The 20,520-nt window shown below is 30.0% G+C and carries 18 protein-coding genes; 11 read left to right on the top strand and 7 right to left on the bottom strand.

Translation table 11 applies throughout. The annotated features are described in order from the left end of the window. Positions 1-149 precede the first annotated feature (149 nt). Complete coding sequence (locus tag I6U51_RS04855; RefSeq protein WP_343069507.1) at positions 150-1,127, bottom strand: alpha/beta hydrolase; 978 nt, start codon at positions 1,125-1,127, stop codon at positions 150-152. A gap of 27 nt (positions 1,128-1,154) precedes the next feature. Next, a complete protein-coding gene (locus I6U51_RS04850) occupies positions 1,155-2,471 on the bottom strand; it encodes an ABC transporter substrate-binding protein (RefSeq protein ID WP_211141463.1) in 1,317 nt (438 codons plus the stop codon). 274 nt (positions 2,472-2,745) lie between these two features. Between I6U51_RS04850 and I6U51_RS04845 the strand changes: the two genes are divergently transcribed. From I6U51_RS04845 to I6U51_RS04805, 9 genes are all read left to right on the top strand, one after another. Then, on the top strand, positions 2,746-3,519 hold the full coding sequence (locus I6U51_RS04845) for a DUF2278 family protein (protein ID WP_211141462.1): 774 nt from the start codon (positions 2,746-2,748) through the stop codon (positions 3,517-3,519). Positions 3,520-3,721: 202 nt separating this feature from the next. Continuing rightward, entirely contained in the window at positions 3,722-4,834 is a 1,113-nt protein-coding gene (rodA, locus tag I6U51_RS04840) for a rod shape-determining protein RodA (RefSeq protein ID WP_211141461.1), read from the top strand. A gap of 92 nt (positions 4,835-4,926) precedes the next feature. Next, the gene (locus I6U51_RS04835) at positions 4,927-5,619 is read left to right on the top strand and encodes a response regulator transcription factor (protein ID WP_211141460.1); all 693 of its coding nucleotides are present in this window, start codon (positions 4,927-4,929) and stop codon (positions 5,617-5,619) included. After that, complete coding sequence (locus I6U51_RS04830; RefSeq protein ID WP_211141459.1) at positions 5,609-6,988, top strand: sensor histidine kinase; 1,380 nt, start codon at positions 5,609-5,611, stop codon at positions 6,986-6,988. The genes I6U51_RS04835 and I6U51_RS04830 overlap by 11 nt, the downstream gene beginning before the upstream one ends. Before the next feature lie 119 nt (positions 6,989-7,107). After that, positions 7,108-7,683 carry a phosphatase PAP2 family protein gene (locus I6U51_RS04825; RefSeq protein ID WP_211141458.1) on the top strand — a complete coding sequence of 192 codons (576 nt, stop codon included), beginning with the start codon at positions 7,108-7,110 and terminating at the stop codon, positions 7,681-7,683. A gap of 151 nt (positions 7,684-7,834) precedes the next feature. Continuing rightward, complete coding sequence (locus I6U51_RS04820) at positions 7,835-8,854, top strand: Gfo/Idh/MocA family protein (RefSeq protein ID WP_211141457.1); 1,020 nt, start codon at positions 7,835-7,837, stop codon at positions 8,852-8,854. A 151-nt stretch (positions 8,855-9,005) separates the two neighbouring features. Beyond that, the gene (locus I6U51_RS04815; RefSeq protein WP_211141456.1) at positions 9,006-9,395 is read left to right on the top strand and encodes a GntR family transcriptional regulator; all 390 of its coding nucleotides are present in this window, start codon (positions 9,006-9,008) and stop codon (positions 9,393-9,395) included. Continuing rightward, positions 9,388-10,287 carry an ABC transporter ATP-binding protein gene (locus I6U51_RS04810; RefSeq protein ID WP_211141455.1) on the top strand — a complete coding sequence of 300 codons (900 nt, stop codon included), beginning with the start codon at positions 9,388-9,390 and terminating at the stop codon, positions 10,285-10,287. The genes I6U51_RS04815 and I6U51_RS04810 overlap by 8 nt, the downstream gene beginning before the upstream one ends. Continuing rightward, positions 10,262-12,289, top strand: coding sequence for a DUF6449 domain-containing protein (locus tag I6U51_RS04805; protein WP_211141454.1), 2,028 nt, complete (start codon positions 10,262-10,264; stop codon positions 12,287-12,289). The genes I6U51_RS04810 and I6U51_RS04805 overlap by 26 nt, the downstream gene beginning before the upstream one ends. A gap of 74 nt (positions 12,290-12,363) precedes the next feature. Here the strand turns inward: I6U51_RS04805 and I6U51_RS04800 are convergent, their stop codons facing one another. Continuing rightward, positions 12,364-12,603: a hypothetical protein gene (locus tag I6U51_RS04800; protein WP_211141453.1), complete on the bottom strand. Its 240-nt coding sequence runs from the start codon at positions 12,601-12,603 to the stop codon at positions 12,364-12,366. Between the two features lie 271 nt (positions 12,604-12,874). On the opposite strand from I6U51_RS04800, the gene I6U51_RS04795 reads away from it, so the two are divergent. Both I6U51_RS04795 and I6U51_RS04790 read left to right on the top strand, forming a co-directional pair. Then, on the top strand, positions 12,875-15,979 hold the full coding sequence (locus I6U51_RS04795) for a PAS domain S-box protein (protein ID WP_211141452.1): 3,105 nt from the start codon (positions 12,875-12,877) through the stop codon (positions 15,977-15,979). Further along, complete coding sequence (locus I6U51_RS04790) at positions 15,979-16,935, top strand: diguanylate cyclase (protein WP_211141451.1); 957 nt, start codon at positions 15,979-15,981, stop codon at positions 16,933-16,935. The genes I6U51_RS04795 and I6U51_RS04790 overlap by 1 nt, the downstream gene beginning before the upstream one ends. Positions 16,936-16,951: 16 nt before the next feature. Here I6U51_RS04790 and I6U51_RS04785 read toward each other — a convergent pair whose 3' ends face one another. The 4 genes from I6U51_RS04785 to I6U51_RS04770 all read right to left on the bottom strand — a co-directional run bounded on the left by I6U51_RS04785 (position 16,952) and on the right by I6U51_RS04770 (position 20,371). Then, positions 16,952-18,145 (bottom strand): DEAD/DEAH box helicase, encoded by a 1,194-nt coding sequence (locus I6U51_RS04785; RefSeq protein WP_211141450.1) that lies wholly within the window; start codon positions 18,143-18,145, stop codon positions 16,952-16,954. Positions 18,146-18,398: 253 nt separating this feature from the next. Beyond that, positions 18,399-18,887 (bottom strand): ferritin family protein, encoded by a 489-nt coding sequence (locus I6U51_RS04780; RefSeq protein WP_211141449.1) that lies wholly within the window; start codon positions 18,885-18,887, stop codon positions 18,399-18,401. Positions 18,888-19,539: 652 nt separating this feature from the next. Further along, positions 19,540-20,034, bottom strand: coding sequence for a hypothetical protein (locus I6U51_RS04775; protein ID WP_211141448.1), 495 nt, complete (start codon positions 20,032-20,034; stop codon positions 19,540-19,542). A 133-nt stretch (positions 20,035-20,167) separates the two neighbouring features. Further along, positions 20,168-20,371, bottom strand: coding sequence for a cold-shock protein (locus I6U51_RS04770; protein WP_178908451.1), 204 nt, complete (start codon positions 20,369-20,371; stop codon positions 20,168-20,170). Positions 20,372-20,520 lie beyond the last annotated feature (149 nt).

Here is a 20,520-nt window from a genome sequence, read left to right as displayed (position 1 = left end):
AGAGTTGTTTGAGCACAGCGAGTTCTCGAAAGTTCTTAGGTTATCTTGGAACACAAGCTTTAGACTGGCTAAAAGTTTTTAACGTGCTGAAGCTTGGAAACATATACCGGCGTATAAGTTAACTTTCGGACTAGTACCTTTATAAAAAACTAAGAAATAATTTTATTTTGAATAAGAAACTGCTTTACTTTTGCAGTATATTCAGCTTTATTGATGAAGTAGGACATGGCATGTTCAGCATCTGGCGAAATATATATGGTTTTAGGACCTGGCTTTTCTAGATACAATTCTAAAGACATTGATGCCGGTATAAAGGTATCATTACTGCCATGAATAAACATTATGGGAGTTTTAATATTTTTTATTGCTTTTATAGGAGACACTGCGTATAATGAAAATCCAGATTTATTAAGTGCTATCATGTTTGCATAGAAAAGAATAAATCCAGAAGCAAGTCCTAAATGAGGTTTTTCATCTCCGGCCAGTTTCATACTTAATAGTTCCGAAATATCAGAATAGGGACAATCTACTACGTAGAAGCTTACATTTTTTTTCGTCTGGTCTAAGTTTGCCTGCAGCAAAGCAGTGACTGCACCAAGGGACTCACCATGTACACCCAGTATAGCATTAGGGTTCACCCACCTCACCCATTTGACTATGTTATCAAGGTCAGTTTTTTCAAAGAAACCTAAAGATATATCATTACCTCCACTTTTGCCATGATATCTTGAATCATATACAACTACATTGAAGCCCATGTCAAGATACATGTCAGCATATTTCATCGATTCCCAACGGCTTGCGGTAATACCATGAACTATAATAACAGTATTATTTGTAGGCTTAGGATTGAATATATATGTACCAGCAAGTTTGTATCCAAAGCTGGACTCTATAGATATATCATAGGATTCAAGAGTTTCAAAACGTTTAAAATTAAAGCTGTTTTTGTAGTATCCAATATCTGTGTTGGCTCTATTAATAGATATCTTACATATATTTTGATAGTACATATTACCAAAATATAAGCCTATTAGATTTACAATAGATAATAATACTATTGCTACTGATAATATTAATTTATATTTCTTTTTGGGCTTAGGTACTTTTACTTCTAAGTTGTTCATTAAAACCATCTCCAGAAAGTAACTATGTTATTTTAACTTTAATCCATTATCCATTTCTCTGGTATAGCTATCTACAGAGAGAAGACCGGTCATAAATGCCGAAGAATCCTCAATTACTGCCTTTGATGCATTAACATTTATGTTACCTTGTAGTAAGGCGGCGGTAATATTTTTATTAACAGATAAATCTTTCGTAAATTGCTGCAGGGATACAGGAGCACTACTAGCTAATTTCCAGCTTTGCTTACTAGGAATATAAATGATTGAAGGATTACCTTGTTTTTCATATAAATACTTATTATAATACTTGGACATTTCTATAGCTAGCTTCACTGCTTCTTTTGGATGCTCCGAGGTTGATGAAATAAGCAAGCCTGAATTTTTTCGTAAGCCGCCTACAAGATTATTCGAGACAATTGACTTTGATTTTCCTATATAAGGGTAATAAAGTAATCTGCACTTTCCATTAAGTTTTTGATTAGATATCTTAAAATCTGAGGAACTTGCACAATACATAGCGGCTTTACCTGAATAAAAAAGGTTAGCAGCATCTGCATCTGTAAGGGACTTAGGATTATCTCCAAAGGCACCCATGTCTATTAAATCTTTTACGCTGGATGCAGCCTCTTTAAAAGATTCATCAGAAAACTTTTCTTTGCCATTCATAATTTTTTTGGTAACTTGTGGATCAATGGTGCATGCAAATCCTTCAACCATATTATATACAGCTCTTCCATCTTTCCCAGCGAGGGCTATAGGCACAAGTCCTTTGGACTTAAATGTAGAAACAGCAATTTTAAGTTCCTCAAAATTAGTAGGAGGTTTAATATTGTTTTGTTCAAATAAAGCAGTGTTTATTTCAATCATTTGATAATATACTTCCTCGAAAGGCACTGCATATATATGACTATCGGAGCCATCGACTTTTGCTGAAGGAATAACCATATCCCAGAATTTTAATTCATTTAAATATTTATCTACAGGTTGTACTACATTCGCAGATAAAAGCTCATCAGAAAAACCATCTCCATTTGAGAAAAAAATATCAGGTTTATCATTTGAGGATAAAAGTACCTTTATTTTTGTTTGATAGTTCTGTATATCACCCTTTATGAAGCTGAAGCTTATATCATAGTCTGGAAATTGAGTTTTTATATCTGCCGCAAAAGTTTTGAATGCCTCTAACTTGATGTTATCTTCCGAGGACATAACACATCTAAGTTTTACTTTTCTTTCGCTCTTGGGGGAGATTACCTGTGGTGAGGATTTAGAACAGGCTGTGAGCGCAGAAAGAAATAGAAGTATGACAATTAGCATAAAATATTTAAAATTTACCAATCTCATTAACGTTAACACCTCCAAGTTATTATAGAGTTTAAACTCTATAATCTGGATTTAGGCATCTGAAATAAAAAAATAAGCCCAATATAATACTGACTGGTTATTTTTTCAAGATACCTTAGCTCATAAATAAAATTATAAATCTAATTTATGGAAATGTAAATCTATGCTTTTAGTTCTAAAAAATGCAAAAATATTAAAGAATATCGTATAATAATATACATAACTGGAGAGAAAATTAATAAGATAACATATAAAATAATATGGGGGTGTATGTGTGGCTATTCCTATATACGTTGTGTGCAAAGCAAAAGCAAAAACTATTACGAATATTGGCTGTGAGGTTCCGAGAAAAGAGGGGAGATTGAAATTAGAAGGAGATGTCCAATGCCGATATGAGAAATTAGGAGGAGTATTTCATTATTATTTTAGGATACATGCTGAAACATTATATATGGAAGAGAGTAAATTTCCTTTTAATAATGGCAATATTGAGGTTCAAGTTAATGTTAGATCTCATGAAGGAAGAAAAACCCCAAAATTGGAATACCTGTTTAAAGAAGATATAAGGGTGAAGGATGAGAAAAAGTTCTCATTAAAGGAACTATCAAGACTGGACTATGGAATAAAGATATTTAATTATGATCAGGAAGAAAATAAGGAAAATAGAATAGCCTTAGATTATATAAGAAGCAACTTATTTGATATGAATGAATTTAAAACTGTTCCTACAACTAGTGATTTGAATCACGAACTGCATGAGCATATTATCCAAGCTAAAAAGAAGGATGCAGATATTTATATATTTGGAGATTTATATTCCTTCGAAACAAAAGAAGGAGAAACAAGAGAAGAACGATTTATGAATTTAAAGAAAAGTGGGCCAAGAGGCATCCATGATGTGCATATGAATCAAGGAAGTTCTCATAAAAAAGAATGGATATCTAATAATGGTGAATATCAAGACGGAGGAATTCTTATTCATTTTAAATCAAAAGAAGAAGATAGATGGGTAGGTATTTTCTTGAGATTTGAAGGGCAGTATAAATAGAATTATTATCAAAAAAATTCAAGCACTACCAGTGCTAAGGCTAGATTTATTGTAGCCTTAGCACTGGTTTGTGTTTTTTTATTTAAGTAAAAACAAGCAGATTAAATTTAGATTAAAAATTCTAAGAATGATTGATTAGATAGATATAGTAATGCATAATTATTTTAAATTAAGTCTTCGACTTTTTACGGAGGATTTTTACATGAATAAATTTTTGATTAGTAAGAAGCTTTTAAAACAATTAGATTTTACTATGCTTATCACGGGTATTTTAATTACTATATTTGGAATTGTAAATATATATAGTGTAACCCATTCAAAACAAGGTTTTTATTATGGTAAACTTCAAATTATGTGGTTGCTTCTTGGAATAATTGCTGTGTACTTGCTATTAATTCTTGATTATAATCTTATAGGAGTATACTCAAAACCCATCTATTGGGCTGGTGAAATATTTCTGTTATTTAACGATGTAACAAGTAGAGCAGTAAAAGGGGCTGCATCCTGGATAAGGATAGGGAACAGAGCCATTGAACCAGGAGAGTTTGTAAAATTTGGACTAATTTTATTGCTTGCAAAAACCCTAGATGAAATGGATGGAGATATTAACAATCCTAAGAATTTTTTTAAGTTATCCATCTATGCGTTAGTTCCAATGATATTAATAATTATTCAACCTAATATAGGAATGACATTAATTTGTTTTTTTATTACCCTGGGTATATTTTTTATTTCTGGTCTAAATTTAAAGGTTATTATATGGGGATTTATAAGCTTAATTCCATTTAGCTTGCTTATATGGTTTGGAGGATTTTTAAAGACATATCAAAAAGATAGAATACTTGTTTTCTTAAATCCAGAAGCATATCAACTAGATTCAGGATTTCAATTAATGCAGTCTATGATAGGTATTGGAGCTGGTGGGGTACTTGGAGCTGGTTTTTTAAAAGGAACTCAGATAGCTGGAGGGTTTATTCCAGAAGCTCATACGGATTTTATCTTTGCTGCAGTAGGAGAAGAATGGGGACTGATAGGTGCAATTCTTCTATTGACTTTATATGGTATATTAATTTATAGAATGATTAAACTAGCTAAAGAATCCAAAGACCTTATGGGACGACTTATATGTGTAGGTACAGCATCTTCGTTTTTGTTTTCAATATTACAGAATATAGGAATGACAATTGGTATTATGCCAGTAGCTGGTATTACATTGCCTTTCATGAGTTATGGAGGTAGCTCTATACTAGCTAATTTTATGGCACTAGGATTGGTGCTGAATGTATCTATGAGAAAAAATAAAATTAATTTCTAGACAAGGTTACCTTATAGGTAGTAGATACTAGATAAAGAATTAAATTTTCAAATTTAGTAATATATCTATAGGACACTTGAAGGGAGAGCATTATGAATAACTATAAAATTTTAGTAATTGAGGATGAGGAAAGTATTGCTAGCTTTATTCAATTAGAATTAAATCATGAGGGCTATATAGCTGATGTTGCCTTTGATGGTATAGAAGGTTTGAATAAAGTTAAGAAAAATACCTATGATTTAATAATACTAGATATTATGCTTCCAGGAATAAATGGCATCGAAGTTTGCAGGAAAGTTAGACAGTTTTCAGATATTCCAATCATTATGCTTACTGCAAAAGACGATGTATCAGATAAAATAACAGGACTTGATATGGGTGCAGATGATTATATGACTAAACCTTTTATAATAGATGAACTATTTGCCAGAATTAGAGCAAATTTAAGAAGAAAAAATGATGAGAATAGTAAATCTATATTAAAAGCAAAAGATTTAATTATGGATTTAGATAAGCATCAAGTTACAAGAAGCGGTAGACATATAGAACTTAGGAAAAAAGAATATGACTTGCTGGAGTATCTTCTAATAAACAAAGAAATTGTAATAAACAGAGATCAAATATTGGAAAAGGTATGGGGATATGAGTATTTTGGCGATACAAATGTTGTTGATGTAAACATTAGATATTTACGAAGTAAAGTTGATGACCCTTTTGAGGATAAGCTGATTCAAACTGTAAGAGGAGTTGGTTATACAATAAGGGAGCATGGTAATGAAAAATAAAATTTTAAGATTAAAAAAAATATCATTAAAAATAACTTTGGTGTATGCAGTAGTATTTTCTATAGTGCTTATAGCACTTAATGGGTCTGTTTTATATGGAGTCAAGTATTTTCTTGTTAAACAGTCTATTAGACAAGTTAACGATACCAGCAAGGGTGTTAGTGATAAAATTGAAGAATTAGAAAAGAATAACCTAGACTTACAAGGTAAAGATTTGTTACAGGGGATAAGCCCTAAAGAAAACATATACGTAAAGATAATTGATGATAAAGGGAATACAGTTAATGTATCTCCTGGATGGAATATAAGTATGCCAAAACAAAATTCCTCAGGAAAGGCATTAAGATTAGAAAAAGGCGAAAGACATTTGGTTTATAAAAATAATTCTATAGATATAAAAAATAAGGGAACAGCTCAACTACTAGTTGTCAAAGATATGGAGCATGAATACCATTTCTTGAAACTTCTTTTTATTATGATGGCTATATCAGATGCCATTGGTATAGTTGTAGCATTGTTTTCAGGAATGTTTGTAAGTAAAAGAATCCTAAGGCCTATAGATAAAATTACAAAAACAGCTCAGAGTATAAGCATACAGGGATTAAATAAAAGAATTGAGGTTAACACTGCTGAAGATGAGTTAGCAAGACTTGCAAAAACCTTTAACGAAATGATTGAAAGGCTTGAGAAGTCTTTTGAAAGTCAAAATAAGTTTGTATCTGATGCTTCTCATGAACTTAGGACGCCTATTTCAGTAATACAGGGTTATATTAATTTGCTAGATAGATGGGGAAAAGAAGATAGGGAAGTCCTTCAAAAAGCGATTGATATTATAAAAAATGAAACAGCGAACATGACGAATCTGATTGAGAAATTGCTTTTTCTTGCTAGAGGAGATAATAACTCTGTAAAGCTTGAAAAAGAGAAGTTTGACTTGGAAAACTTAATTGATGAAATAGTTAGAGAAAGTAATATTATTGCTCAAAATTACAATATATTAAGTGAGAAAAATGATTCAGTAACAATTTGTGCTGATTTTAGGCTAATAAAACAAGCGTTGAGAGCAGTAATTGATAATAGTATAAAGTACACACAGGAAGATGGAAAAATAATAATAAATTCTAGTGTAAAAGCAGATAGTGTTAAGATCACTATTGAAGATACTGGAATAGGTATACCGGAAGAGGAAATACCCAATCTATTTAATAGATTTTATAGAGTAGATAAAGCTCGTTCCAAAAAAACCGGTGGAAGTGGTTTAGGTTTAGCTATTGTGAAACAGATAATAGATATACATAACGGAACTATATCTATTAACAGTAAATTGGGAAAGGGAACAAAAATAACTATTAGTCTGCCTCTAAAATAATCTAATCTAAGTTTAATTTACGTTTAATCTAGTTTTAATGTTATATTGAGAGAATATATCTGTTAAATAAATGAATTAGATTAGAAAATTACTTAAGATAATAAGAGGTGGAATACAGAATGAACATGTATATATTTAATCTTATAAATGGATTAGCTCACAAAAATATGATCTTAGATAAAATTATGATTATATTTTCAAAATATGTTCCTATAGCTTTTATGGCGGTATTAGCAGGAGTCTATATACTGGGAATAATAAAAAAAGATATAAGAATTAGATGTATTGCAGTGGATATCTTTGCACTAACAGCAATAAATCTTCTTATAAGCTTTTCTATAGGGCTCGTATACTATGTAAATAGACCCTTTGTTCATAATAAGGTAAACTTATTATATTCACATGTGGCAGACGCATCTTTTCCAAGTGATCATGCAATAGGTACTATGAGTATAGCACTAGGTATAAACAATTGGTTTAAAGTATGTGGTCGTATTTTAATTGCTTTATCATGCATAGTAAGTTTTTCTAGGGTTTATGTAGGACATCATTTCCCTATAGATGTAATTGGAGGTATTGTAATTGCTGCCTTTGTAAATTATCTTTACAAAATACTTGTTAAAGATAAAATTGCTATGTTCTATGAAACAATAGAAGGAAAACTTCTTAAGATTTTATATCCTAATATGGCTTAAGAAACACAAGATTAAAGAGGTATCTCATATATAGGTGAGATACCTTTTTATATTGCCTTAAAGTCTTATTTGACCAGAAAAATAACTGTTACATTGCAGTAAATTAGATGTGGTGGTAAAATAATAGAAATATTGTGAAGAGAAAGAGGTAATGGGCATAGATGGAAAAAAAGCAATAAGATTTGGGGTTATAGGCACAAATAGTATTACAGATTTATTTTTAAAAGGTGCAGCAAATGCTAAGGATTTCGTCTTAAATGCAGTTTATTCGAGAACTGAGGAAAAAGCAAAAGCTTTTGCTGAAAAGTATGGTGTAAAGCATATCTTTACAAGTTTAAAAGAAATGGCAGAAAGTGATTTAATTGATGCGGTTTATATTGCATCACCTAATGCTTTCCATGGGGAGTATACTATATTATTTTTAAAGCACAAAAAGCATGTATTATGTGAAAAAGCCTTTGCATCAAATTCAAGGGAAACTTTTGAGATGATAGAGGCAGCTAGAAAGAACAATGTGGTTTTGATGGAAGCTATAAAGACAATATATCTTCCTAACTTTAAGATAGTCAAAGACAACTTGCATAGAATAGGAAAGGTAAGAAGATACTTTGCGAATTTTTGTCAATACTCATCAAGGTATGATAAATATAAAGAGGGGATAGTCCTAAATGCTTTTAAGCCTGAGTTATCTAATGGAGCTTTAATGGACATAGGAGTTTATTGCATACATCCTATGATAAATCTATTTGGCAAACCAAAGGAAATAAAAGCAAATGCTGTAATGTTAGAGTCTGGTGTTGATGGAGAAGGTAGTATACTGTTTAAATATGATGATATGGATTCTGTAGTCTTTTATTCGAAAATTAATAATTCATATTTACCATCAGAAATTCAAGGTGAAGATGGCAGCATAATAATTGAAGGTATCAATAGCTTTCAAAGGATAAAAAGAGTATTTAGGAATGGAGAAGAAGAGGATTTAACAGAATTTCATATTAAGGATGATATGTACTATGAAACACAAGAGTTTATAAATTTAATAAATCGAGGAAGCTTAGAATCCACTGCTAATTATCTTCAAGCTTCACAAGCGGTGATGGAAATAATGGATGAAGCAAGAAGACAGATAGGGTTAGTTTTTCCAGCGGACAAAGTCAATTCTAATTATTAATATATTTTTAGTTGTAATTTATAAGAGCGAAAAAATTTCGCTCTATTTTCATTATTGTGCTTATGTTACATTATTTACAAAATTTAAAGCTTAGTATATACTATAACTGTATTAATATTATTAATACAGTTATAACGGAAGGAGGGAGCATATGTTTCAATTAGATATTAGAAGTAGATTGCCTATATATGAACAATTGGTGGAAAAATTTAAAGAACTTATAATAAGTGAGGTATTAAAAACAGATGAACAGCTTCCCTCAGTGAGGGCTCTTTCAAATGAAATTACTATAAATCCAAACACTATACAAAAGGCATATAGAGAACTAGAAAGACAGGGCTACATTTATTCTATACCGGGAAAAGGAAGCTTTGTAGCGCCTATGATGCCAAATGAAAATGCTGAAAAAATAAATAAATTAAAAGAAGAATTGATTAAAATTTTATCAGAAGCTATGTATTTGGGGATGAAAAAAGAGGAGATTATGAGGATAGTTTCTGAGGTTGATGACATGATTAGGGGGGGGAAAAAACATGATTGAAGCAAAAAATATAAGTAAACATTTTGAGGATTTAGATGCACTAAAAAATGTAGACATTCATGTAAATAAGGGCTCTATTTATGGGTTAGTGGGCTCAAATGGAGCAGGTAAAACGACTCTTATAAAAACCTTAGTTGGTGTATATAAACAGGACAAAGGTGAAGTGTTTATTGATGGCGAAGAAGTATTTGAAAATACAGAGTTAAAATCAAGAGTTATATTCATACCAGATGCTCTTTATTTTTTTTCACAATACAGCATAAAAAATATGGCTAAATTTTATAAAAGGATATATGAAAGCTGGAATAATGAAAGATATGAAAAGTTAAAAGAGGCTTTTAATATTGATGAAAACAAGAAAGTACATAGACTTTCTAAAGGAATGCAGAGACAAGTTGCTTTTTGGCTTGCACTATCAGCTATGCCGGATGTACTTATTTTAGATGAGCCTCTAGATGGACTAGACCCTGTTATGAGACAAAAGGTGAAAAACTTAATAATACAAGATGTAGCAGAAAGAGAAATGACGGTGCTTATATCCTCTCATAACCTAAGAGAGCTGGAGGATTTATGTGATCATATTGGAATACTGCATAAAGGTTCTTTAATACTTGAAAAGGAATTAGACGATCTAAAATCAGATATTCATAAAATTCAGGTAGCCTTTAAAGGAGAGATATCAGATGAAATACTGCAGAATGTTAACGTACTTTATGAGGAACAAAGAGGCAGTATAAGACTTATTATTGTTAGAGGTAAAAAAGAAAACATATTAAATCAGATTAACAAATATAACCCTGTAATTTTAGACATTTTGCCTTTAACATTAGAGGAAATTTTCATCTATGAAATGGGGGATGTAGGATATGAAATCAAAAACATCATTTTTTAATAAGGGAATATTTTTCGATGATTTAAGGAGATTCGGATGGATTGGTGTTGCATACTTACTAGTCTTATTTTTCGTTGTACCTCTCCAAATATTAATGACCTATAGTGCAGATAAACTATATAAAGATTTATTTAAAAGTTTATTTCATTTTACAAATTCGGAAATTCAAGGGATGCTTATAGTAGCAGTTCCAGTTTTTATTGCTATTTTTCTTTTCAGATATATTCAAGTAAAAATATCCTCAGATATGATTCATAGTCTTCCCATAAAAAGAAGTGCCTTGTATATAAGTCATGTCATTATTGGAGTTATGTTATTAATAGTACCTGTATTAATTATTGCGGCAATATGCATAATCATGAAAAGTACGCTTGACTTAGGACAATACTATAGAATTTATGATGTTATACAGTGGTGTGGAATCACAATTTTAATGGACATGGTATTTTTCTTTAGCTGTGTATTTGCAGGAATGATTGTAGGACTTTCAGTAATGCAGGGAGCATTAACTTATATTTTTCTATTTCTACCAGCAGGCTTAATGGCTTTACTGACCTTTAATCTTGAAGTGTTCTTGTATGGGTTTATTTACAATTTAGATGATGGAATAAATAAACTGTCACCTATAGTAAGGATTCTTTACGGATTTAATGGGGTTAATGAGTTTGATAAAGGTATGAGTACAACAGAAATAACAGTTTATATTGCTTTGTGTATTATTTTATTTTTTTCTGCTATCTTTATATACAGCAAAAGAAAGTTAGAAGCTGCAACACAACCAATTGCTTTTAAAACTTTGCAATATGTTTTTAAATATGGAGCAACATTCTGTATGATGCTGGTTGGAGGGTTATATTTTTTACAAACACAGAAAAAATTAAGCTGGGTTTACTTCGGGTTTTTAATTGGTTCCTTAATAGGTTATTTTGCAGCAGAAATGATATTGAAAAAATCTATATGGGTATTTAGAAGTGTAAAAGGTTACATTATTTATGCCATCGCTATGGTGGTCATGATAACTGGAATCAATCTTGATATTGTTGGATATGAAAAAAAGCTTCCAGTTTTAAATGATGTTAACAAAATATATTTTAGCGAAGGCTATTATAATGAGAAATTTCAAAAATACGATATGAATACATACTATGATAAAAACAATTTGAAGTATATTTATGATTTTCACAAAAAGATTATAGAAGATAAAAACAAAAATAAATATAAAGATGATAAAGACTTGAGAAGCATTTTTTTTATGTACCAATTAAAGGATGGAAGCAAAATTCAAAGAGCTTATAGAATAGATTATGATGAGTATAAAAAGTATTTAAAACCTATATATCAATGCTCAGAATTTAAGAAAAATAGATATGATATTTTAAAGGCTGATGCTTCTGACATAGAAAAAATCACTATTCATCCTTCTTTTGGTGTTAACAAGCAGTCGGTAATAGTAAAACCAGAAGATATAAAAGAAGCATTAGATGTACTAAAGCAGGATATTAGTAATGAAACCTATGAAGATATGGATAATAAAAAAACAGGATGGGCAGATATAAGCTTTATGGTTGCATCAGATAAACTAGATAAGTATCGAAAATTAAAAGATAAAGAACTTCATGGTGATGATAAACAAATTCACACTACATGGAGAAAATCTTATAAGTTATTTGAAGAATGGTTGAAAAAGAAAGGTTATATTGAGAATGCAAGAGTTCTGCCAGCGGATATACAGTATGCTGTAGTAGAAAAGATTACTAGCACTCAGCAGTTAGAAGAAAAACGTAAAACTGGTCAATATATAAATAACAACAATGTAAAAAGACTAGAAATTAAAGACAAAAATCAAATAGAAGCTTGTTTAAGAAATTATGATTATCCTCATAATAACGGTAATGCAAAATATATTATAGGATTTTATAACAACGAAAAGAAAAATGTAGATAATGGAAGCTTTGATGAAAATGATGCTCCAGACTTTGTAAAAGATTATTTCAATAAATAAGAAAATCAGCTTACACCTTGGGTAGATTGCTATCCCTAAGGTGTAAGCTGATTTTTTTGCTGTATTTGTGTATATTACTTATTAACTTTTTTATCATAAATTTTCTCAAGCAAAGTTGTAACTCCAACAAATATAATAATGCATAATCCTAAATCCATCATAACATCTGGATTAAAAACTCCACCTTTAAAAGAGTAACTAAAATTAGTAAGCTTGTAGATTATACGAGTAATTAATAAAGTTAAAACAATTCCTGCTGCATTAATCTTCAGTGCCTTAGCTTTCATTTCATCACCTCTAAATTTTGTGTACATATCATTATAATCCTGTAACGACTAAAGAATCAAGAAAATTACAAGAAAGTTATCAAAAAATTTAAGATTTTAAATTTAATGTTGAAATTTTTGATAAAGTATTCATTTAATAGTAGAAAATTTTAATAACAAATATTGATATATATATAATAAAATTGTTGATTTATATTAATATTGGAGTTATTGTTTAATATATATAGATAATTTTGTAATATTAAAATTATTTTAAACTTGCAAGAACCTATTTAGAAGATATCGATGAGGTGGTAATATGAAAAAAAGCGATATTTTTAATGAACAAGGTAAGCGTAAGTGTGAATGTACTTTTAGTAAGATATTTAGGTTAAATCCTAATCTAACAGCTATCTCTGCATATGAAGATGGAAGAATTTTGGAGTGCAATGAGGCGTTTTTGGATAGCTTTGGATATAAAAAAGTAGATATTATAGGAAAAACAGCCTTGGAATTAGGCATATGGATTAACAAAGAAGATAGGTTAAGATATATTGATGCTCTTAGAGAAAGCGGAAGTATAAAAGATTTAGAACTAAATATTAGAGTTAAATCAGGTGAGATAAGAAATTATTCAGTTGTATCACATATCATTGAGGCAGATGGAATGAAGTGTATACTTGATTTTTTCAAAGATATTACAGAAAAAAATGCTGCTGAAAAAGAGCTTTTAAAAAGTGAAAGAGAGTTTAGGGGAATATTTGAACAAGCAGCTGTTGGTATTTGCTACTTATCATTAGAAGGTAGGTTTATCAAAACCAACAATAAGTTTTGCCAGATAGTAGGATATACAAAAGAAGAACTCATAGATATGAACTTTAAACAAATTACTCATCCAGAGGATTTAGAAAAGGACTTAAAACTTTATTATAAAACATTAAATAATGAGCTGAAGACTTATGCTGTAGAAAAAAGATATATAAGAAAAGATTCTTCAATAGTATGGACAAGCTTAACGGTATCATTATCCCTTGATGAAAACTTAAAGCCTCAATATCGTATTGCAGCTGTTATAGATATTACAGAAAAAAAATTACAGGATGAAGCAATAAAAAAGATGAATGAGGAGTTGGAAAAGAGGGTAGAGGAAAGAACAAAAGCGCTTCAATATGCTCTTGATAAATTACAGAAAAGAGATAGACAAAGAAAGATTGCGGAGGATCATCTCAGAGAGGCGTATATATTTAACAGAAAAGTTATCGAATGTTCTCCAATAGGTATAATGACTTATAATTCAGAAGGGCAATGTGTATCAGTAAATGATGAAGTTGTAAGAATATCCGGTGGTACCAGAGAAGAACTGCTTAAACAAAATTTTAAGTATAATGAAACTTGGAAAGAATATAATCTCTATGATGCTGCTATGAAAGCCTTAAGTACTGGAAAAGAAGAAAGAGTAACTGTTAACATGGTCACTACCTTTGGAAATAAAGTATGGCTTGAATGCAAGTTTGTTCAATTTAGCATGAAAGAAGAACCACATCTACTATTTTTATCTAATGATATAAGCAATCAAAAGATTATGGAAAATGAAATTGCATTATTTTTCGATACAGCATTAGATATGCTATGTATATATGATTTTGATGGATATTTTAGAAGAATTAGCCCTACATGGAGCAAAACTCTAGGATGGAGTGAAGAAGAGTTATATTCAAAACCATTTATAGAATTTGTTAATGAAGAAGATAGAACTAAAACCATTGATGTTTTAAAGAGTTTAAGTGCTGGAGGACAAGTAGTAAGATTTGAAAATCGATATCTGTGTAAAGATGGAACCTATAGATGGCTTGCTTGGAACTCTTATGGATATCTAGAAAGAAAAATTATCATAGCAACAGCAAGGGATATCACAGAAAGCAAGCATACAGAAGAGATACTTAGAAATGCAAAAGAAATGGCGGAAAAAGCGGATAAGGCAAAAAGTGAATTTTTAGCAAATATGAGTCATGAAATTAGAACACCGTTAAATGCTATTATCGGTTTTAGTGAAATACTTTATTCAGAAGAAAATAATGAAAAGCACAAAAACTATTTGGAATCCATAAATATTGCTGGAAATAGTCTATTAAATATTATAAATGATATTTTAGATCTATCTAAAATTGAAGCTGGAATGATGAAGCTCCAGGTAATTCCTATTAATCCACGGAGAATGCTTGAGGAAATTGAGAGGATATTTCGTATGAAGATCTCTCAAAAGGGGCTGCAGTTTTGCATTGAGGTTGATAGTGAAATTCCGGACACACTTCTTCTTGATGAAGCAAGGATAAGGCAGGTACTTTTAAATTTAGTTGGAAATGCTGTTAAATTTACTGATAAGGGATATATTCGACTATCCCTGAAAAAACATTTTTCAAGTCCTGTTTATCAAGATAAGATTAATTTAGCTATTTCTGTTGAGGATACTGGTATAGGAATACAGGAAAGTGATTTGGAAAGTATATTTGAGTCCTTTAAACAACAACATGGACAGAATAACAGGAAATATGGAGGCACAGGCCTTGGCCTTTCAATAAGTAAAAGATTAGCAGAGATGATGAATGGAAGGTTAACTGTTGAAAGTGTAGTTGGTAAAGGAAGTGTATTTACATTAATAATTCAGGATGTAAATGTATCAAATCTAAAGCCTGTCAGTGAAAATAACAATGAAAGCCAAATTACAAAAATATTGTTTGAAAATAAAAAGGTTCTTATTGCCGATGATGTAGATTCAAATAGAATTCTTTTAAAAGAAATACTTGAAAAAGTAGGGTTACAAGTTGTAATGGCACAAAATGGATTCGAGGCATTAGATATATTATCTAAAGAAAAACCAGATTTAATTATTATGGATATTATGATGCCTGAGATGGATGGTATAGAAGCCACAAAAAAAATTAAAAGTTCAAAAGATACTTCGTCTATACCGATTATTGCATTAACTGCTACTTTAAAGTTTGAGGATGATAGAAGTATCGACAGTGTGCAATTTGATGGTGCTATATATAAACCGGTTACTATCTCCAGGTTGCTAGAGGAAATTAAAAAGTTTATTCCAAGTATTAAAGAAAAAAGCACAGAAAATAGAGAATTGGTTATTAAAAATGAGAGTACACTCTCTCCGTTATTAGCAAAACAGTTGATGGATAGCATTTATCCATATGTTTCAAAGCTTAAAATAGCAGTAAAAGGAACTGTTGCAGAAGAGCTTGCTGAGTTACTAATTACATTGGGAGAAAAGCATAATATAAAGTATTTATATGAAAAAGGTGTAGAATTAAAGAAGGCTGTTGGATACTTTGATATAATAAAAATTAATGAATGTGTTGTACATCTTGGATACTGGCTGAATAAATTAATACATGCAGGAGGTGATATGTAATGGAAAGTTTAGATAATGGACTTGTAATGATTATAGATGATAATCCTGAAAATCTTAAATATCTTGCAAGCATAGTTAAAAAGAGTGGTTACGAATATGTAATGTCCTTAAATGGAAAACAAGCTTTTGAATATTTAAAAAGTGAAAAACCGGATATCATTTTGTTAGATATAATGATGCCGGAGATGGATGGATATGAGATATGTCAAAAGTTAAAGAGTGATGAAAACACAAAAGATATACCGGTTATTTTTGTAACTGCAAAGACAGAAATAGATGAAATTGTTAAAGGCTTTGAGGTAGGAGGAGTTGACTATGTAACAAAGCCCTTTAATTCTATCATTTTGGAATCCAGAATACGAACCCATATTGAACTTAAACGATCAAAGGATAAATTAAAGAAATATATTGCTAAACTTGAAGAGACTAATACAATACTAGAAGAAGAAAAGGAGCGCTCAGACTATCTTGCCAATAGAGATTATCTTACTGGAATTTTTAACAGACGTTATATGGTTGAGAGAATGAAGGAAGAATATGCTAGATTTTTGAGATATAAAGAGATATTTGCTATAGGGATATTTGATATAGATAATTTTAAGAAGATTAATGATACTTATGGGCATGAATGCGGCGATTTTATACTGGTGTCATTAACAAAATCAATAAGTGAATCTATAAGAAAAATGGACTGCTTTGCAAGGTGGGGAGGGGAAGAATTTATTGTTATGCTTCCTAAAACTGATTTAGAAGGTGCAGCAGTTTTATTTGAAAAGATTAGGGAAAAGGTAGAGAAAACAAAATACAGCTACAATGATTTTAATTTAAATATAACTTTTACCTGTGGAATTGCAGAGATTTCTAATGAAGAAACTATAGATAACTGTATAGTTCGTGCAGATAAGGCATTGTATAAAGGAAAAATTAGCGGGAAAAATCAAATAGTAAAGGGATAGGTATATAATTATATACCTATCTTTTTCTATTAAAGTTAGGACTCTTATTTGCTCTAAAGGATGGTCTACTTGCTTTTGGGTCCATAATTATTCCTCTATGTATTTCCTTTGGTTCAATTGTTATCTCAAAGTTCTTTTCATATCTTTTAATTATTGACTTTTCCTTTATTGTAACTAGTGAAATGGCAGTTCCAGTTTTTCCAGCTCTTCCAGTTCTTCCTACTCTATGAAGGTATTCTTTTGGATCTTCAGGTAAATCTAAATTAAATATATGAGTTACATCTTTTACATCTAATCCTCTGGCTGCTAAGTCTGAGGCCACAAGAATTTGAATCTTTCCGTTTCTAAAGCCCTCTAAAGCTTTCTTTCTTTCTTCTTTTGAAGCGTTACCAAATATTCCATATGCCTTAATATGGTGATGTTGAAGTTTTAGTGCAGCAAGCTGAGTTTCTTCATTTTTGTTTATAAATACAATAGCTCTTTCAGGATTTATAGAAGCTATAAGCTTTCTCAATAACTCAATCTTATCTCTTTGCTCCACAGTAAAATATACATGGTAAATGTTGGGGTTAACTAAAGATTCTTCTTCAATTTTTATGATTTTAGGTTCTTTCATTAAATCTTTTGCTATTTTAAGTGTTTCATCATTTATAGTTGCTGAAAATATCATAAGCTGTCTATCTCTCATTGTAGTCTTAATAACATCTTTTACTGAAGATAGGTTGTTTTGAGATAGCAGTCTGTCGCCTTCATCAATAACAATAGTCTTTATGGTATGAGCACTTATTTTTCTCATCTTAATAAGCTCAAGTATCCTTCCTGTAGAGCCTACAATTATATGAGGTTTTTCTTTTAATTTTTCCACTTGCCTTTTTATGTTAACTTCTCCTATTATAGCAACAGAAGTTACTGGAATATTGGAGTTCTCAGATAATAACTTTATTTGGTTATTTATCTGCATAGCTAACTCATGGGTTGGAGCTAATATAATAGCTTGCATTTCTCTTTTTGTATTATCTATCTTTTCAAATATAGGCAACAGATAAGCAAGAGTTTTTCCGCTTCCAGTCTGCGATTGACCTATTACATCGATATTTTCAAGTGCAACAGGTATTATTTTTTCCTGTATATCAGTAGGTTTAGTTATTCCTTCTTTTTCTAGTCCTTCTATTAAATTTTCATTTAATCCTAATTTATCAAAAGGGGTCATGCTATTTATCTCCTTCAGATTTAAATTTTGCCTTGTTAAAAACTCCTATAATTTTATACTTACTACCCTTATTTGTCAAATGAATTTAATTTGGTGAAAAGCCTAAATGATTTTTCATGAGAAACTTATCAATGCCAATTGATAAGTTAGTATGACGACTAGGATATTAAGTTTATCAAAGGTTTTTAGATATTAAACAATAAGGTTCTAATGCTAAATTCTCAGCACTAGAACCTTATATCTCCATATATAATTAATCGTTATCTATTTCATTAAGTAATTTTGTAAAATAATCTATATGAGCTTTTTCTTCATCTATTAATTTAAATAATACTTCTTTAACTTCACCTTCTGCAATGCCCTTATACATTTTTGTATAAACTTCTACAGTAAGCTTTTCAGACTTAACAGCATACTCTATAGCAGATTTTAAATCTTTGAAAGCATCTTCAGAAGGTTCTTTTTTATCAAATACCTTGTCTTCTATTAAAGCCTTTAGATAAGATGTTACTTCAGCATCAAAGAGATAATCATAATCTACATCTTTTTTACTTGATAAATCATTATATAGCTTTGTAAATTGCTCTTTGTGAAGGAATTCTTGTCCTGCAGCTGCTAGTAGAAAGTCTTTTATTTTTCCAGTTGTGTATTTAGCTCCGTTGGTATAGAAGCTTCTTCCTTCTTCCTCCATTAGTATTGCAATTTTTAGTATTTCTAAACCGTTAAATGTATTTGATGACATTATACCCCACCCCTTATTATAAATATGTAATATTTACGAATATCGTAAATATTGAGTATATGATGTAAATAATATAACATACAAACTTTAGATAATACAAGTATAAATTTAAAATTTATTTTAAAATATTAATTATTATTTAATAAAATATACTTGATATGCAACAATCAAAGGAATTAAATATATAAGTCAACAAATTGAGTATTTATAATGTTGTTATCATTATAAATAAAAAAGCTATCAATAGTTTTTCACATTGATAGCTTTTAGTTAGTTATTACTAATCTAGACATTCTATTAGACACTCTTCAATAACATCTTCTGTAATTATAAATACATCTAAAAAGTTCATTTTAATACCTCCTAATACTACGACTTAATAGAATTGCCGCAACAAATACTATAATGGTAGTATTGTTAGTACAAAAACCAACGAAATTTTTAAAATTAGGGATTAAATTAGAAGACGGAGTTTTGAAGATTATCAGAATTGCCAGTCAGGATATTCGTTCATTTTTCTAATTTTATATAACTCTAATATTTGAAAAAAATTTGATTTTGCAAATGTACCTTGCAACTATTCTATAACATAAATTAATTTTACCGCGGATATATAATTATAACATATCCTAAAAAAAATACAAGCTAATTATTAATTTCTTTCGTGGGAAATCATTTCCTTTATAATATTTAGGTATGATTGAGATACATCAGGAAATACTGTCAGCATAGTATCTATAACGTAATCGATATTATTGTCATCTATTTTTTTAGCCCTGTTATCATTGTCTAAAATCATACCTTCGCTATCTAGGTCGTCATATATAACAGCTACAATTGGAGATTGCATAACCGTATCATTTTCTATACAACTTTCTGAGTAGTATAGTGCTCCATCCATAACTATAAGTTGTCCATACACATATTCTTTTTGGGAAGTGCTATTATTATGGTCATTATCAAAAGCATATTGCGTATGCTCTACGTGCTTAATATCAAGTCTATAGCTATCTTCTTTTCTTGTTAAAACACATCTTACCTCTAGCTCAAGCAGTCTTTTTTTCATATGTTTAGAGAAGCTTTCACCAAATTCATTAATAAACATCTTCATGGATATTGTTTTTTTCATTTTATAATTTTTTTTCACTATAAATAATCTCCTTTATAATGTAATATTTTAAAAACTACAAATATTACCGTTGAATAAAAAGCCACCTTTGGAAAGGTGGCAGAACTATCACTGTTTATATATTAAAGCTTAATATAATACAAAACTAAATCTATAGTTTTACAACGTTAGTTGCTTGAAGACCTCTAGGACCTTTTTCAACATCGAACTGAACTTTTTCGCCTTCTTCAAGACTTTTTCTAGGAGCGTTTCCTTGAATTGCTGAGAAGTGAACAAAAACATCACTTTCACCTTCAATTTCAATAAATCCAAATCCTTTTTCTGAGTTAAACCATTTTACTGTTCCAATTTTCATTAATTATCCTCCTAAGACAAAACATTTTAAATTAACACATTACATTATGTAATAATTATGTTTTATCGACAATTATTATATTATATCATTAAGTTTTCCAAAAATCAAGAAAATTATTACGATTCCCTTGATTAAGCTTCAAAAACAAT

It is taken from the genome of Clostridium aciditolerans, from assembly GCF_016316925.1.
Taxonomy (GTDB): domain Bacteria; phylum Bacillota; class Clostridia; order Clostridiales; family Clostridiaceae; genus Clostridium_AM; species Clostridium_AM aciditolerans.
Note: the sequence above shows the minus strand (reverse complement) of the source record. Positions and strands in the feature narration are given on the sequence as shown.